Raw genomic sequence first — 16,686 nt, forward strand, 5'->3', positions numbered from 1 at the left:
TGCGGGAGTGGGATGGTGTCGGGGCGCTGGCGCGCCGTCCTCAGTATGCCGTTTCACGGTCATCCCATCCCTGAAGCCGGATAGGCCTTCGTGTACGTGTCGCCGTTCGCGTAGACGCGCACCGTCAGGACCGGGGCGCTCTGTCCGGGAGGCGCGACGCAGGTGGCCGTCGAGCCGACCGCCGGCATGTCGAGCTCGCCTGCCCCGCAGTCGTACGTGACCCGCGTATAGCCGGCGCCGGTCGGCCAGCTCGTCCATGTGAAGGTGTTCGTCGTCGCGTCGAAGCGCTGACCGTCGATGGCGGTGTCCGCCGCGACGCCCATCCGCTTGCTGAACGACTGCGCCGTGCAGAGCTGGGATCCGTCGGGATACGTCTCGCAGATGCGCGTGATCCGCAGCGTGAGGCCGGTCCCGTAGTGCGCCCCGTTCACGCCGGCGACGAGCCCGCTTGTGCCCTTGAGCTGGCCGGCCTCGACCACACCGTTGTCACCCACCAGCTGGTAGTCGACGATCGGGCTGGAGCCGCTGCCGTTCTGGTAGTCGACCGATGCCTGGAAATCCCAGTACCGGTCGAGGTTCGGGACCGGCCCGGTGATCGTCACATCCCGCACCGACCCCGGCTCCTGCCGCTGCGTCGCCGAGACGATCTGGCTGGCGGTGCAGCCCTGGCCGTTGTAGGCGTAGACCACGAAGTTGTAGGTCTGATTCGCCTGCAGGCCGGTGAACCGGACGCTTCCGCCCTGCACGTGCTGGAACGTCGACGACTCGGGATCGGTCGACCGGACGGGATTGCCGGTATCGACGCCGGAGACCGAGCAGCGCGGCTGCGCGCTCCCCTGGAACACGCCGGCGTAGTAGTCCGTGACCGCCTTGCCGTTGGAGCCGAACACGCTCGACCAGCTCAGCGTCGCGCTCGTGCCGTCGGACTGATCGGGGGTGGCGACGGGCGCCGTCCCGGTCAGGACGGGAGCGCCGGCGGGGACGCCGCTGCCCTCGGTCTGATTCCAGGTGGTCCTGCCCTGGTAGAACTGGTTCCGGCTGGCCACGGTGAAGCCGATCGAGGCCCCGTTGGCGATCCCCGGGTCGGTGATGTTCAGCGCGTACGCGGTGCCCGGTGCGTCCGACCCGTTCACCTGCACCGCGTTGGTGATCCCGCCCAGGGTGATCAGGTACGAGGTGATCGGGCTCGCCCCCGGTGCGTTCGCCGGCTTCGTCCAGGTGACGCGGAGGCCGTGGTCGAGCGGGAGCGCGGAGACGCCGGAGGGCGCGTTCGGCACGACGTCCGACCAGACCGGTTCGATGTACGAGGTGGGGTCGGAGAGCCCGAGCGCGTTCTGGGCCCGCACGGCAAGCTGCACCGCGTTGTCCGGGCCGTTACCGGGCGTCTGGATCGCGCACACCGTGGCCGTGCAGGTCGTCGTCGAGTAGGTGGCGCCGGTCGCGTTCACGGTCGCGGTCACCTGGAAGCCGGTGATGGGCGAGTTGTTGAAGGCGCCCGGCGTCCAGCTGACCGTGAGGCTGCGGTCGCCGATGGACGTGATCTGCACGTTCGAGACCGGCGCGGGCCGATCCTGCACGGAGACGACGACGGTCCCCCAGGTGTACCGGTCAGGATCGCCGGTCGCGTCGGCGACCTCGTACTGCAGCGTCGTGTCGGCCGGGGCCGCCGCATCCGACACGCTGATGCTCAGCTCGGAGTTGTCGGCACTCGGCGTGATCGAGACGCCGGAAGGCAGCTGGCCGCCGAGGCCGCGCACGGCGAGCACGCGCAGCGGCTTGTTCGGGAACGGGTTCGTCGCCTGGTCGTTGGCGAGCACGTCCACGGTCGTCGTCTGCCCGCGCGGTGCGACGATCCGGTCCGGCTGCGGGCTCGCGAGAGGGCGGGTCGACGGGACGATGCTGAGATCGATCCTGCCCGCCTCGCCGGCGTTGACCGCGTCCTTGACGCCGATCGCGATCGACGGGCTGCTGCCCTTCTTCACGCCGGCGCCGACGCCGATGGTGAGCTTCGTGCCGGACAGCGAGAGGCTCACACCGTCGGGGCGGGGATTCTGGATGCTGTACTGCAGCTCGCCCTGGTCCTTGACGTAGGGATAGCTCGTGAGCTTGGTGAGGTCGACGGTCTTGGTCTGACCCGGCTCGAAGTCGATGAGCGCTCCCGTGAACACCGGGGGCTGGTTCTGCCGCGGCGTGACCTGGATCGGCAGCACGATCGTCGCGACGTTGCCGTCCGGATCCGTCGCACTGGTGCCGTCGGTGACCTGGAAGGAGATGGAGGCGGGGCCGAAGTACCGCGGGGTCGACGTGTACTGCAGCGTGTCGTTGCTGACGACGAGGTCGTCCCCGTTGGCGTGCGTCGCCCGCACGGTCGCCGCATCGGTGAGCCGGACCTTGCGGCCGCCGACGGCCACGATGTAGTCGTTCAGGTGGATGGTCAGGGTCTTCTCGCTGACCACCGTGAGCTTCGGCGCGCCGCGCTTCAGCTGCGGGAGCGCGTCGTCGTACCCGGGAACGCGCACGAAGCCGTAGGACGCGTACGAGTCGTCCTCCGGGTTCGCCACCTTGAACGGGATGATCTGGCTCTTGGCTCCGACGGCGATCCGGATGCGCTTGCCCGCCGTCACCTGCGCCGTGTTCCCGTACCCGGGGACCACCGACAGCTTCAGCGTCGACACCGGCCCGTCCGCGAAGAAGATGTTGGCGAGCACGTTCACCGAGACGCTGGACTTGCCCAGGATGTCCGAGAGACCGAGCGTGGTGTCGCTCACGACGGGGCGCGCCGGCGGCGCGTTCTTGTCGACGGTCACCCGGAGGAACGCCTGGCTCGTGCCGCCGTGCTCGTTCTGGATCGTGTACAGGAAGCCGTAGTATCCCTCAGCCTGCGGCGCGGTCACCACGACGACATCCCCGGTGATCTTCGCGCGCGCCTTGCCGTCCAGGGAGGAGACCGAGGTCACGCTGAGCGGGCTGCCATCCGGGTCGCTGTCGTTCGCCAGCACCTGGACGTTCAGGGTCTTGCCGGGCCGGGTCGTGACGTCGTCCTCGACGGCGACGGGGTTGCGGGCCCCGTCGACACGCGGCGCGATGCCGACCCGGACGGTTCCGGTGGCCCGCGCGCCGAGCGCATCCACCACGGCGTACGTGAAGGTGTCGGTGCCCGCGGCGTAGTCGCCCGGCTGGTAGTCCATCCAGTCGGTGCCGGAGGCGACGACGGCGCCCTTCTGCGGGTTGGTCTCCTGGCCGATGAACTGCACGGAGTCGCCGTCCGGATCGATGCCGGAGAGCGGGACCGTGATCCGCACGGTGTCGCCCGCGATGACGCGGCCGGTGACCGTCTTGGGCACCGGCGGGTTGTTGGTGGAGGCGTCGCGCTCGCGCACCGCGATGCTCACCTCGGCGGTCGCCCACTGCCCGTCCTCGCCGAACACGCGGTAGGCGGCGGTGTAGTTGCCCGGCTTGCCCGGCGCCAGGTAGCGCAAGTGGTCGCCGCTCGCGAAGAGCAGGCCCGCACCGGCGGGCAGCGGCGTCGCCAGCTTCGGGTCGAGGGTCAGCTTGTCGCCGTCCGGTTGCACGTCGTTGGCCAGCACCGGGATGTCCACGACGTCGCCGACGCGCACGGCGGCGCTGTCCGGGACCGCGATCGGCGGTTGGTGCACCGTCAGCGGCGGCAGCTGGATGACCGTGACGGTGCCCTCGGTGTCGGCCAGGCCGTTGCTGAGCCGGTAGTGGAAGTCGACCGGTTGGGTGAGCGGGCGGGACAGCGTCACGCGCAGCGTGCGCTGCTGCAGCACCTGCACCCGCAGGCCGGTCGCCGGCCCGGGATCGGTGACCCCGGTCACGAGCAGCACGCCGCCGGAGGGGTCGATGTCGGTCGAGAGCACGTCGACGTCCTGCGTCGACTGCTCTCGGATGAACGCGGTGTGCGGCACGGCGATCGGTGCCGTCTTCGCGCCCGGAGGCGCCTTGACCTCGACGCGGACGAGCCCGGTCGAGGTGACGACCCCGTCCGTCACCGAGTACTCGATGTTGTGGGTGCCCGGCTGATCGGACTCGAACCGGAAGGTGCCGCCCTGGTAATCGGGCGTGAGGGTCGCGTCCGCCTTGGACGGCACCGTGGAGAGCCGCACGGTGCCGTTTCCGCCGCGCACGTGGTCCAGCGGGTTCACCGTCACCTCCTGACCCTGGTAGGTCATGACGGCGAACGGGTCGGCGATGATCGGAACCTGCCCCGGCGGTCGGACGGTCACCGCGAGCTGCCCCGTCCCCTCGGAGCGTCCGTCGGAGAGCACGAGCGCGACGTCCTTCAGGTCGCCGCCCTTGCCGTGGTCGGAGAAGGCGACCTGGCCCTGGGGCGTGTAGGTCGTGGTGTCCGGAGCCGGCACGGTCGCCGAGGCGAGGAAGAACGGGTCGCCGTCCGGGTCGTAGCAGTCGCCGAGCACCGCCGTGTTGACGCGACCGCCGGCCTGCACGACGGCCTTCGCGGTGCGCACGCAGACCGGCGGCGTGTTCTCGGCGGCCCCGCGCACGGCCACCGTGACGTGCGCGGTCGCCGTGCCGCCGCGTCCGTCGGAGATGGTGTAGTCGAAGGCGATCACGCCGCTCGCGTCGTCGGGCAGCGAGAGCTGCAGCTGCTGGTCGGCGTTGGTGAGCTCGAGCGTCCCCTGCGTGTCGGGGATGGCCGTGAACGAGTCGATCGTCAGGACGTCGCCGTTCGGGTCGTAGTCGTTCAGCAGCACGGGCAGCGGCGTCACGCGCCCCGGCCGAGCGCCGAACCGGTCGTCGACCGCGACGGGCGGCTCCTCCTGCTTCTCGTACTGCGGGGTGTTGTCCTGCTTGGACTGGTCGACGAGCTGCTGCGTCGTCTTCTTCGACTCCAGCTCGTCCCAGTTGTCGATCCGGGTGTTGCCGCTCTGGACGGCCCAGGACACGCCGGAACGAGTGTCGTTGAGCACCGCTCGTGTCCCGTTGACGCGGAAGGCGAGCACGGCGCCCGCTGGGACGTCCGGCAGGGTCGAGCGCGACCCGTTGCCGTCCGCGGAGCAGGAACGCCACGCCGCTCCCCCGTTCCAGCCGGCGTACAGGCAGCCGTCGGACTCCACCGGCGCGGCGGGTGCGCCGGAGGCGCCGGTGAACGGTCTGGTCGGCTTCGCCCCGTCGAGCGGGACGCGCACGAGCGCCGTCGTCGTCGCGACCCACGCGGCATCGCCCCCGGCGGAGGGCAGCTGGAGCACCGGGTCGGCGCCGTCCTGGAGCAGCCCGCTCAGCGAGGAGCCGCCCGCGGCCGACCACAGCATCCGCTCGTCGGGATCGAACAGCGCCCAGTGACCGCCGACCGCGGTGAGCTGGACGTTCGCGCCCTCCCCCCGCGAGGGGACCTTCTCGGTGGTGCTCGCCGGCTGCTCGCCGGAGAGGTCGACGCGGACCAGCGAACGCGTCGACGGCTGGTACGCGTAGAGGACGCCGGACGGGTCCATCGCGGCGACGACGCGGCCGCCGAGGTCGATCGTCGGGGCCGAGCCGGAGTTGAACTGGTCCAGCTGGTCGACGGTGGTCAGCCAGAGCTGGCCGGTGGTCTGGGACAGCATCGCGACCTGGTTCCCTGCGATGAACACCTGCGGCGACCGCGGCGGCAGCGCGACGGACTTGCCGGCCTCCGCCGTCGCGGGATCGACGACGGCCACGGTGTTCGCCTCGCGGTCGAGGAGCAGGACATTCTCGCCGTCCTGCACGACGTCGAGCGCCTCACCGGTGCCGGCGACGACCGAGTTCAGCTTCTCGATCTGGGTGTTGGCCCGGCCGAGGGACTTCTTGGCGTCGCTGGCGACCCACACCGACGAGTCGTTCAGCTGCAGGTGCTGAGCGCTGTAACCCCCGGACACCACGGCAAGCGTGGTCACGAGCGCAGCGACGGCCGTGCCGCTCACGAACGTCGCCGCGAGGGACTTGTGCGCCAGGAGCCAGGACCGGAACACCTACGAGCCCGCCCTCTGCACGCACTTCTGGCCGCTCGGGTCGCCGGTGCGTCCGTCCCGGTTCACGGTCACCGTGACACACACGGTCTGCCCTGGCTTCGCATCCACCCGGAACTCGGTCGAGCGCTGGCTGCTCGGCGGTTGATCGTCGACGGCCACCTGATAGCTGTCGTCCGTCTCGATCCCCGGATCGGACCAGCTGAAGACGATGGTGCTCCCGGAGACTCGGCCACTCAGGTCGCGGACGGTCGGGATGTCGCCCGCCGACCCGGCGCGCACCAGCACGACGGCGGCCGTCACACCCAGCACGACGACGAGCAGGGCGCACGCGATCAGGGAGATCAGGAGCGCTCGGGAGACCCGGGCGGCGGGCTGAGGAGGCGCGGTGCCGGGGGCGGCCCCGCTCTCGCGCACGACCGTCCTCGTCGGCGCCCGCAGCACCGTCGCCGACGCGGACTGCTTGCGACGCCGGCGTGCGGGCCCCGGGTCGACGGCGACGACGCCCTTCACGCGCGTGCGGTCCTCCGGGTCGCCCGCGGTCGCGAGCGCCCAGTCGTCCATCGCGACCTCGATCGGCGTCTGCGCGAGCCCGAGCTCCGCCTCCACCGCCTGCAGCTCGCGGATGAACTCGAGGGCGCTGCGCTGCCGCTGCGACGGCTTGCGCGACATCGCGCGCAGCAGCACCTGCTCCAGGCGCGCGGGCACGTCGGCCCTGCCGATCGGCTGCGGCCGCCCCTTCGTGATCCGCTGGATGAGCTCGGCGGACGTGTTCTCCTTGCCGGGGATCTCGAACGGCGACCGGCCGGCGAGCAACGAGTAGATGGTCGCGCCGAGCGACCAGACCTCGCTCGCGATCGTCCCGCTCGTCTCGTCCAGCAGCACCTCCGGTGCCGACCACGGGATGGACAGTCCGATCGCCTCGGTGACGTCGGCCTCGCTGAGCGTCGCCGCGATGCCGAAGTCGCTGAGCACCGGGTGCCCGTACGCGGTGGTGAGGATGTTGGACGGCTTGATGTCGCGATGCAGCACACCGGCCCGGTGCGCGGTCTCGACGGCGCTCGCGATGCGCACCCCGACGCTCAGCGCCTCGGCGACCGGCAACGGTTCGCTGCGGTAGCGCTGGCCGATCGCGGACGAGCACAGCTCCATGACGAGGTAGGGCCGCCCGTCGGCGGAGACGCTCGCCTGGTAGACGGTCAGGATCGACGGGTGCGTGCTCAGCTGGGCCATCAGGTTGGCCTCAGCCTGGAACATCTGCTTGACCTGGCTGGTGACCACCTCGGCCAGCATGACCTTCACCGCGACCTGTCGCCGCGGCATGTTCTGCTCGTACAGGAACACGTCGGCGAAGCCTCCGCTTCCCAGCACCCGCACATACGAGAAGCCAGGGAGGTTCGGCGGCTGAGAAGGCAGACGCCTGGCCAAATGGCTCCTTCCGTTCGTCCGGTCAGCGCATCGCGGGTGCGACGGCGTTCACCAATTGTAGGCAGGAGGCAGGAGCGCTCCGAGGGCCTCGACCCGCACTGGGGACAACCCCTTCACCCCCAACTCGGGGGGCATACGGCCCGCGTCAGTGCCGGCGTGCGGCGCGACGCGGCGAGTCCTCGCCCCGGTGTGAGCCGCTCTCGGGGGTGGCCAGCACATCCACCACAACGACGGTCACGTTGTCGCGGCCGCCGTTGCCGAGGGCCGCATCCATCAGCTGCTGCGCGGCGTCCAGCGGCGACGACCCCTCCCCGAGGAAGTACCGGATGCCGTGCTCGGTGAGCTCCTTCGTCAGCCCGTCGGAGCAGACCAGCAGCCGGGAGCCGGCGACGATCGGGAACAGGAAGTAGTCGGGAACCGGGTCCTCGTTGAAGCCGACAGCCCGGGTGATCACGTTGCTGTGCGGGTGCACCTCCGCCTCGGCCGGCGTGATCGCCCCGGCATCGAGGAGTTCCTGCACGATCGAGTGGTCCACCGTCAGCTGCTCGAGGGCGCCGTCGCGGAAGCTGTAGACACGCGAGTCGCCGATGTTGAACACGAGCCAGTACGGGGAGCCGTCCACGAGCGTGAGGGCGAGTCCCGTGACCGTCGTCCCGGTCCCGAGGTCGGTGTGACCGACCCCGCGGCCCATGTCATCGACCGCGCTCCGCAGCGCCGAGGTGAGCGAGCCCTCGGTCACGAAGTCGGTGCTCACCTGCTCGGCGAGCCGGGTGACCACCGCGGTGCTGGCGAAGTCGCCCGCTGTGTGGCCGCCCATCCCGTCGGCGACGGCGAAGATCGGCGACCGGGCGAGCAGGCTGTCCTCGTTGACGCTGCGGCGGTAGCCCGTGTCGCTCAGCGCCGCCCAGGCGAGGCTGATACGCGCGTCCCCTGCGCCGGGGACGGCCACCGTGTGGCGTCTGTTGCTGCGACCGATCTGGGTCACTCGAGTCCTTTTCCTCGACGGTCATCCCCGCCCGAAGACGGTGCCGCTCCGATCGGAGAGCCCGATGGCACGGCCGTGATCTCGATGATATTACCGTCGCCGATCTCGACCGCGGTCCCGCGGAGCACGACGGCGGACTCCCCCGGCCGCAGGGCCACCGGGTCGGAGCCGGGCCGCAGCAGGCGCGTTCCGTTGGTCGAGCGCAGGTCGGTGACGACGACCGCGTCCCCCGACTGCTCGATCCGCACGTGCGTCCCCGAGACCTCCTGCGTCGGCGACGGCACCGTCAGGAGCCGCGGCAGCACGCCGACATCGACCCGCGGCGGGGTGGGCCGGCGCCCGACCAGGACGGGGACGTCAAGCGGCAGGATGTCCCCCGTCGGCCCGCGCAGGCCGAACGATGTCGGCGGCGGCGGCAGGACGACGGGCTGGGTGGCGGGGAACGGCTCCTCGCCCGACACCGTCGCGAGGGGGCCGGGCGTGTCGGCGGTCACGGGCGGCTCGATGTCGACCGCTCCCGGCAGTTCGTGGGCGACGGGATGCGCCGAGGCGGGTTCCGCGTCAGGCTCCGCCGCCTCGGGCGCGGCGTGCGCGAACAGGCTGGACGAGCGCGACCGCCCGCGGATGATCGTCTCCTCGGCGACGGCCGTCGACTCCACCGCCGGCCGCTCCGCGGCCCGGGACTCCACGGCGGCCGGCGGGACCGGTGCGCTGCGCTCGACGCGCTCGATCGGCGAGAGCGTCCAGGTCAGCAGCTCGCCGTCGACGACGCCGAGGCCGAGCGGCAGCGAGCCGACGCTCAACCGCGCGACCGGCCCGGTCTGCAGGTCGTCCCCGCCGAGCACGAGGCCCGTGACCGTGCGGAACTCGGCGAGCACCCAGGGCTGCACACCTGCCGCGCTGAACCGGCGCGAGCCGCCGACGGAGAACACGTCGATCGCGGCGGAGCCCCGCACGACGGCGGTCACCAGAACCTCGCCCGCGGCGTTCGGCTCCCCGAGCTCGGCGACCGCGAACGAGCGCACACTGTCCGGTCCGGCCAGCGGGAAGGCCCCGACGACGGACTCGATGGTCGCGAGATCGGAGTCGGCGAGCCACCACACGGCGTCGACGATGGAGTCGGGGACGGTGCTCTCGACGCAGGCCACGAAGCGTCGTCCGGCGACGAGCAGCCAGCGCGAGGGGCCGGCCGTCGGCGCGTAGCGGGTGAAACCGGGAGCCACGGCTGGTCCTCCTGGTTCGTGTGTCGGCGGGGCTGCTCCCCGAAGTGCAAGACGCTCGCACCGAGTGTAGGCCACCGGCCGCCGAGCACAGGAAAAGTGCTTCGATTCGCGCGGATTCGGAGCACTTTTCCTGTGCTCGCGGGCCGGGTCAGGTCGTGGGGACCAGGAGGAACGGGGTGCCGGGGCACGGGACGGCGGCGGTTGCGGCGTCGAGGACGGTGCCGACGACGACGGCCGGGTCGGTGGAGACCATCACGCGGCCGGACTCGTTGACGAGCGCCAGCGGGCCCCCGGCACGCAGCATGGCAGGCAGCAGCTCCCGCTCCAGCCGCTTCACGTACACGTCCACGCCGACGACGCCGATCATCCGCTCGTCCCGCTCCACCGGCGAGGTGACCGTGACGATGTAGTCACACGCGCAGAGGTGGTCGACGTACGGGCCGGTGATGTGCGTGCGGTGCGTCGACTGCGGGACGCGGTACCACTCCAGCGAGCGGAAGTCCCGCAGGTAGTCGGAGTACGAGCGCGCCGCCAGGTCGAGTTTGGTGGGCCCGGTCGTCGCACCGAGCACCGGGTTGTCCTCCAGCGGTCCGAGCCACCAGGAGAAGTGCAGCTCGCTGCCGCCGGCGAACTCGGGCGCGGCGATGAACCCCGCGCCGACGAGCAACGGGTCGTCCTCCTCGAGCGACGGCAGCACGAGTGCGCCGACGCGGTCGTCGAGCTCCGCCGGGCCGCTGGTCTCCCCCGCGCCCGCAAGGATCGCGGTGCGCCAGCCGGCCAGCGCGTCCTGGATGCGCGCGAACAGCGAGGCGACACGGTCCGCTGCGGCGTCGATCCCGCTCCCGAGCGTGGTGTCAGCCATCGATCGTCCCCCCGGCCTCGATGCGCGCCTTCGCGGCGAGCAGCCACTGCGCGACGGCCGAGAGCAGGGCGCTCACCTCGGCGCGCGCGGCCGAGGCGTCGCGCGCGGCGACCGCGTCGGCGATGGCCGTCGCGGAGCGGGCCGCCGTCGCGCGGAGCTCCGCGTCGCGCATCCCGAGCCAGAGCAGCGGGCCGAACTCCGCCTGCAGCCGGATCTGCTCGCGCACCAGGCGGGTCGACTGGCTGAGCACGGCGAGCTCCAGGAGGAACCCGCCCGCGTTCCTGCGCGCCTGCGGCGGCGCTCCGAAGTCGGCCGCGGCGAGCCAGGCGCGCAGCCGCTCGACGTCCGGCGCTGTCGAACGCTCCGCCGCGCGGTCCGCGCAGCCGGCCGCGATCGCCGTGATGTAGACGGCGAGGTCGCTCAGCTCCACCAGGGACAGCCCGCGGAGCCGCGCGGTCAGCATGGCGTCGTCCGCGTCCCCGGGAGGGACAACGAAGCTGCCGCCCTCGCGCCCGCGCCTGGTCTCGACGAGGCCGGCCTCGCGCAGCATCCCGAGCCCCTCGCGCGCGGTGACGAGAGCGACGCCGAACCGGCGCGCCAGCTCCGCCTCGCTCGGCAGCCTCTCGCCCGGCGTCAGCACGCCGAGCACGATGGCATCGGCGAGCCGGCGGGACACCTGCTCCGCGCGGCCCGCATCGGCCAGCTGCGCGAACACGGCGTCCCGGGCACCCGGGGTCGCTCGCGTGGTCACGGTGGTCACCCGTCCACGATATCCCGAGCGAATCATCCGGTATAGGATGAATCGCACTGAGCGAAGGAGCGGGTATGGCCGACGGTGTCCTGGCGGGAATCCGCGTCGCCGACTTCTCCCGGGTGCTGGCGGGCCCCTACGCCACCATGATGCTCGCCGACTTCGGCGCCGACGTCGTGAAGATCGAGAGCCCGGCGGGCGACGACACCCGCTCGTGGCGGCCGCCGGTGGATGCGGCGGGCGAATCCACCTACTTCGGCGCGGTGAACCGCAACAAGCGCTCGGTCGTCTGCGACCTGGGCACCGACGAGGGCCTCGCCACCGCGAAGCGCCTGACAGAGACGGCCGACGTCGTCATCGAGAACTTCCGCCCGGGCGTGATGGAGCGCTTCGGGCTCGACGAAGCGAGCCTGCGCGCGGTCAACCCCGGCCTCGTGTACTGCTCCATCACCGGGTTCGGCCGCGACGCCGGGGCCGCTCTTCCCGGCTACGACCTGCTGGTGCAGGCCGTCGGCGGGCTGATGAGCATCACCGGCTCGCCGGACGGGGAGCCGAGCAAGGTCGGCGTCGCGCTCGTCGACGTGCTCACCGGACTCAACGCGTTCTCCGGCATCCTGCTCGCGCTGCGGCAGCGGGATGCGACAGGCCGCGGCTCGCGCGTCGACGTCGACCTGCTCGGCTCCCTGCTCGCCGCATTGACCAATCAGGCGTCGAGCACGCTCGCCACCGGGCGCGCACCCGCCCGGCTCGGCAATGCGCATCCCAGCATCGCGCCGTACGAGCTGTTCCGCGCCTCCGACCGCGAGCTCGTGGTGGCCGTCGGCAACGATCGGCAGTTCGCCGCGTTCGCCGAGGCGCTCGGTGCGTCCTCCCTCGCCGAGGACCCCCGCTTCGCCACCAACGAGGCGCGGGTGGGCAACCGCGATGCGCTGCGCGCGGCGATCGAACCGGCGCTCGCCGCGCGCCCCGCGGCCGAGTGGGTGAGCGCGTTCTCCGCGGCGCGCGTCCCGGCCGGGCTCGTGAACAACGTCGCCGAGGCGTTCGCGTTCGCCGCCTCCCTCGGGCTCGACCCCGTCGTGACGACGACCGACCCGGCGACGGGACGCGTCTCCCGCCAGCCGGCGACGCCCATCCACCTGGACACGGCGCCCGCCGCCCATCGCACCCCTGCCCCGCTGCTCGGCGAGCACGACGCCCGCTGGGCCCAGCAGCACGACCACCCCGGTGAAAGGACCGAACCGTGACGACCACACTCGACGAGGCGTTCAGCATCGACCACCTGCTGACGCCCGAGGAGATCTCCTGGCGGGACAAGGCGCGCGCCTTCGCCACCGACCGGATCCGTCCGGTGATCGAGCAGGACTTCGAGGACAAGCACTTCCGCACCGAACTCGTGGCCGAGCTCGGGGCGCTCGGCTTCCTCGGGATGCACCTGAAGGACGAGGGCTGCGCCGGCGCCGGCGCGGTCAGTTACGGGCTGGTCTGCCACGAGCTGGAGGCGGCGGACAGCGGCTGGCGCACGTTCGTCTCGGTGCAGGGCTCGCTCGCGATGAGCGCGATCTCGAAGTTCGGCTCGGACGAGCAGAAGGCGCAGTGGCTCCCGCCGATGGCGCGCGGGGAGGCGATCGGCTGCTTCGCGCTCACCGAACCGGACGGCGGCAGCGATCCCGCGGCGATGCGCACCCGCGCCCGGCGCGACGGCGACGACTGGATCATCTCCGGCAGCAAGCGCTGGATCGGTCTGGCCGCGCTGGCCGACGTCGCGGTGGTCTGGGCGGCGACCGACGACGGCGTCCGCGGCTTCGTGGTGCCGACATCGACGCCCGGCTTCGCCGCCACCGCGATCGACGGCAAGCTCTCCATGCGCGCCTCGGTGCAGTGCGACATCGTGCTGGACGAGGTCCGCGTCCCCGCTGATGCGATGCTCCCCGGCGCCCGGGGGCTCTCCGGCCCGTTCTCCTGCCTCAACGAAGCCCGCTACGGGATCGTCTGGGGCGCGATGGGCGCTGCACGCGACTGCCTGGAGGTGTCGATCCGGCGGGCGACGACCCGCGAGGTGTTCGGCCGGCCGATCGGCGCGACCCAGCTCATCCAGGAGAAGCTCGCGAACATGCTCGTCGAATACGAGAAGGGCGTGCTGCTCGCCCTGCACCTCGGCCGGCTGAAGGAGTCCGGGCGGCTGACGCCGACCCAGATCAGCGTCGGCAAGCTCAACAGCGTGCGCGAGGCGCTCGCGATCGCGCGCGAGGCCCGCACGATCCTCGGCGGCGACGGGATCACGAACGCGTTCCCGGTGATGCGGCACATGGCCAACCTGGAGTCGGTGCGCACCTACGAGGGAACCGATGAGATCCACACGCTCGTGCTCGGGCGCGCGCTGACCGGGCTGGCGGCGTTCGCGTGAGCGGCGCCGTGCACGACGCGGCCGTCGCCGCGGCGGCCGCCGCGCGCATCCCGACCACGCGCGAGGAGCGTGCGGATTGGCTGGAGGCGCTGGCGACCGCTCTGGAGGCCGACCGCGACGAGCTGGTGCGGATCGCGGGCGAGGAGACGCACCTCTCGCCCGCGCGCCTCGACGGCGAGGTGACGAGGACCGCGGCCCAGTTGCGCTTCTTCGCGGGCGTCGCACGCGAGGGCGGCTACCTGGAGGCGGTCGTCGAGTCGCCCGACCCGACGCTCGTGCCGCCCCGTCCGGACCTCCGCCGCATGCTGCGCCCGCTCGGTCCGGTCGCGGTGTACGCCGCGTCCAACTTCCCGTTCGCCTTCTCGGTGCTCGGCAACGACACCGCCTCGGCCCTCGCGGCGGGATGTCCTGTGATCGTGAAGGCGCACCCCGGGCATCCCGAGCTGTCGCGCCGGACCGCCGCGCTCGCGACCGCCGTGCTGCCCGCCGGCTGGTTCGCGCTTGTCGAGGGGATGGAGGCGGGAGTCGCGCTCGTTCAGCACCCGCTCGTGCGCGCGGCCGGGTTCACCGGCTCCGAACGCGGCGGGCGCGCCCTGTTCGACCTCGCCGCCGCGCGACCCGACCCGATCCCGTTCTACGGCGAGCTCGGCAGCATCAACCCGGTGCTGGTCACCCGGGCCGCGGCCGGCGAGCGGGCCGAGGCGATCGGCGCCGGGCTCGTCGGCTCGTTCACGCGGGACGCCGGGCAGTACTGCACGAAGCCCGGCCTGGTGTTCGTCCCCGAGCGCGGCGGCGTCGAGGACGCGGTGCGCGCCGGACTCGATGGCGCGCCGTCGAGCGTTCAGCTCACCCCGGGGATGTCCGACGCCTTCGCGCAGGGCGTTGCCGCGTTCGCGGCGCGCCCGGGCGTTGAGGTGCTGCGCGGCGCCGCGGCCGAGGGCGAATCGGCGCCGGCCGTCGTGCTCGTCCCCGCCGCCGCGTACCTGGCCGAACCAGACGCCTTCCTCGCGGAGTGCTTCGGACCCGTCACGGTGCTGGTGCGGTACGGCGACGACGACCTGCCGCGCCTCCTGAACGCGCTGGAACCCTCCCTCACGGCGACCATCCACCGCGCCGCCGACGAAGATGTGACCGACTCGGCGGCGGCGCTGGCGGCGGTGGCCGGACGCCTGCTGTTCGACGGCTGGCCGACCGGCGTCGCGATCGGCTGGGCGCAGCACCACGGCGGCGCGTGGCCGGCGACGACGGCGAGCGTGCACACCTCGGTGGGCGCGACCGCGATCCGCCGCTGGCTCACGCCGATCGCCTACCAGGACGCGCCGCAGCACGTCCTGCCGCCGGAGCTCCGCGACGGCAACCCGCTGGGCGTCCCGCGCCGCCAGTCCTGACGACGGCACAGAGCGGACAGCACACAGGGGACGGCACAGAGGGGACGCAACACGCCGTCCGCCCGAGCGGCCGGCGGCGTGTCGCGTCCCCTCTCGCGTCAGGGCTCCCGCACCGGGGCCGCGGCCGGCGCCGCCGGCGCCGCACGGCGGGCGCGCAACAGCTCGGCGACCCGGATGGCGTCGCCCTCCGGCGCGTCGGACGCCTTGTCCGGGCGTGCGAGGAACAGGTAGAGCAGCCCCGCGCCGGCGACGATCCCGAGCCCGATCAGCACGATCCAGTCGTTGAACACGCTGCCCGTCGCCGTCGGCCAGGCGAGCAGGATCATCGCGAAGACGCCGTAGGCGAGTGCCAGCACGTTGATCACGATGCCCGCGCCGCCCAGGCTGAACGGTCCGGCCGGGCGCCAGCCCTTCAGCCGCTGCCGCAGCGACGCCAGAACGACCGACTGGAACGCCACGTAGATCCCGAGCACCGCGAACGCGGTGACCTGCGTGATCAGGCCGTCCGGCCCGAGGTAGACGATCAGGCTGATGATCACCGGGATGCTGCACGCCACGATCAGCGCGTTCACCGGCACCTTCGTGCGCGGCGACACCCTCGCGAGCCAGCGGTGCGCGGGGATCATCCCGTCGCGTGCGAACGAGAACAGCAGCCGGCTGGCGGCGGCCTGCAGGCTCAGCACGCAGGACAGGAACGCCGTGACGGCGACGACGAGGAAGATCTTCGCGCCGACCGTGCCGAGCGTCGACTGCAGGATCTCCGGGATCGGGTCGACGTCGTTCCCCGCCACGATGCGCTCCAGGTCGGGCGCGGCGAGCACGTAGCCTCCGAACGCGAACAGCGCCGAGACGCCGCCGACCAGGATCGTCATCATCATCGCCTTCGGGATGCGGCGGGCCGGGTTCGCGACCTCCTCCGCCACGTCCCCGCACGCCTCGAACCCGTAGAAGAGGAACAGGCCGGCGAGCGCGGCCCCGAGGAACGCCACCAGGTACGAGCCGTGGCCCTCGACACCCATCGAGTCGAAGAACACCGAGAACGGGTGCTTGCGCTGGAAGATGAGCAGGTAGAGCCCGACCGCGATCACGCCGATCAGCTCGGCGGCGAGGCCGATCCGTGCCACGGTCGCGAGCGTCTTCGTGCCCGTGAAGTTGAGCGCGAGCGCCACCACCAGCAGCAGCACGGTGAGCCCGAACGTGACCTCCTTGGTCGCCGGGATGCCGAACAGGCTGGCGAGGAAGCCGCTGCCGTAGGAGGCCACCGCGGTGATCGTCACGATCATCGCCCAGATATAGACCCAGGCGGCCATCCAGGCGTACCGCTTGCCCCACAGCCGCCGGGCCCACGGGTAGATGCCGCCGTGGATCGGGTACTGCGAGACGACCTCGCCGAAGACGAGCGAGACGAGGAACTGGCCCGCTCCGACGATGATGATCCACCAGATGGAGGGCGGCCCTCCGGTGGCCATCGCTACGGCGAACAGCGAGTAGACGCCGACGAGCGGCGAGAGATAGGTGAATCCGAGGGCGAAGTTGGCCCACAGGGTCATGGACCGGTTGAACGAGTCCTCGTACCCGAGGACGGCGAGGTGCTCGCCGTCCTCGAGGTGCGAGGACGAGGAATCTGCAGACATCGAATGCCTTCCGGGTCAGCTGCACACGACGATGTGTGTGGA

At 72.0% G+C, this 16,686-nt stretch carries 10 protein-coding genes; 3 read left to right on the forward strand and 7 right to left on the reverse strand.

Annotated features, from left to right (window positions below; genetic code table 11):
* Positions 1–59: 59 nt before the first annotated feature.
* The 6 genes from AAME72_RS17505 to AAME72_RS17530 all read right to left on the reverse strand — a co-directional run bounded on the left by AAME72_RS17505 (position 60) and on the right by AAME72_RS17530 (position 11,227).
* Positions 60–5,972 (reverse strand): Ig-like domain-containing protein, encoded by a 5,913-nt coding sequence (locus tag AAME72_RS17505; RefSeq protein ID WP_348787810.1) that lies wholly within the window; start codon positions 5,970–5,972, stop codon positions 60–62.
* Positions 5,973–7,340 carry a serine/threonine-protein kinase gene (locus tag AAME72_RS17510; RefSeq protein ID WP_348787811.1) on the reverse strand — a complete coding sequence of 456 codons (1,368 nt, stop codon included), beginning with the start codon at positions 7,338–7,340 and terminating at the stop codon, positions 5,973–5,975. It abuts the gene before it with no gap.
* Between the two features lie 202 nt (positions 7,341–7,542).
* Positions 7,543–8,382: a protein phosphatase 2C domain-containing protein gene (locus AAME72_RS17515; RefSeq protein WP_348787812.1), complete on the reverse strand. Its 840-nt coding sequence runs from the start codon at positions 8,380–8,382 to the stop codon at positions 7,543–7,545.
* Entirely contained in the window at positions 8,379–9,605 is a 1,227-nt protein-coding gene (locus tag AAME72_RS17520; RefSeq protein ID WP_348787813.1) for an FHA domain-containing protein, read from the reverse strand. The genes AAME72_RS17515 and AAME72_RS17520 overlap by 4 nt, the downstream gene beginning before the upstream one ends.
* Positions 9,606–9,753: 148 nt before the next feature.
* Positions 9,754–10,467: a cache domain-containing protein gene (locus AAME72_RS17525; RefSeq protein ID WP_348787814.1), complete on the reverse strand. Its 714-nt coding sequence runs from the start codon at positions 10,465–10,467 to the stop codon at positions 9,754–9,756.
* Complete coding sequence (locus tag AAME72_RS17530) at positions 10,460–11,227, reverse strand: GntR family transcriptional regulator (RefSeq protein ID WP_348787815.1); 768 nt, start codon at positions 11,225–11,227, stop codon at positions 10,460–10,462. The genes AAME72_RS17525 and AAME72_RS17530 overlap by 8 nt, the downstream gene beginning before the upstream one ends.
* A gap of 65 nt (positions 11,228–11,292) precedes the next feature.
* Between AAME72_RS17530 and AAME72_RS17535 the strand changes: the two genes are divergently transcribed.
* From AAME72_RS17535 to AAME72_RS17545, 3 genes are read left to right on the forward strand one after another with little or no spacing between them, the layout of a single operon-like run.
* Entirely contained in the window at positions 11,293–12,462 is a 1,170-nt protein-coding gene (locus AAME72_RS17535; protein ID WP_348787816.1) for a CoA transferase, read from the forward strand.
* On the forward strand, positions 12,459–13,622 hold the full coding sequence (locus tag AAME72_RS17540) for an acyl-CoA dehydrogenase family protein (protein WP_348787817.1): 1,164 nt from the start codon (positions 12,459–12,461) through the stop codon (positions 13,620–13,622). The genes AAME72_RS17535 and AAME72_RS17540 overlap by 4 nt, the downstream gene beginning before the upstream one ends.
* Positions 13,619–15,010 carry an aldehyde dehydrogenase (NADP(+)) gene (locus AAME72_RS17545; RefSeq protein WP_348787818.1) on the forward strand — a complete coding sequence of 464 codons (1,392 nt, stop codon included), beginning with the start codon at positions 13,619–13,621 and terminating at the stop codon, positions 15,008–15,010. Before AAME72_RS17540 ends, AAME72_RS17545 begins: the two co-directional genes overlap by 4 nt.
* 98 nt (positions 15,011–15,108) lie before the next feature.
* On the opposite strand, the gene AAME72_RS17550 is transcribed toward AAME72_RS17545, so the two are convergent.
* The gene (locus AAME72_RS17550) at positions 15,109–16,644 is read right to left on the reverse strand and encodes an amino acid permease (RefSeq protein ID WP_348787819.1); all 1,536 of its coding nucleotides are present in this window, start codon (positions 16,642–16,644) and stop codon (positions 15,109–15,111) included.
* Between the last annotated feature and the right edge of the window lie 42 nt (positions 16,645–16,686).

Origin of the sequence: Leifsonia sp. NPDC080035, from assembly GCF_040050925.1 — a bacterium.
Lineage (GTDB): Bacteria > Actinomycetota > Actinomycetes > Actinomycetales > Microbacteriaceae > Leifsonia.

What these genes read in the sequence shown, in the direction of transcription:
- AAME72_RS17525 (WP_348787814.1), bottom strand. Translation starts at nt 10,467, where the DNA reads ATGGCTGACACCACGCTCGGGAGCGGGATCGACGCCGCAGCGGACCGT.
- AAME72_RS17535 (WP_348787816.1), top strand. Translation starts at nt 11,293, where the DNA reads ATGGCCGACGGTGTCCTGGCGGGAATCCGCGTCGCCGACTTCTCCCGG.
- AAME72_RS17550 (WP_348787819.1), bottom strand. Translation starts at nt 16,644, where the DNA reads ATGTCTGCAGATTCCTCGTCCTCGCACCTCGAGGACGGCGAGCACCTC.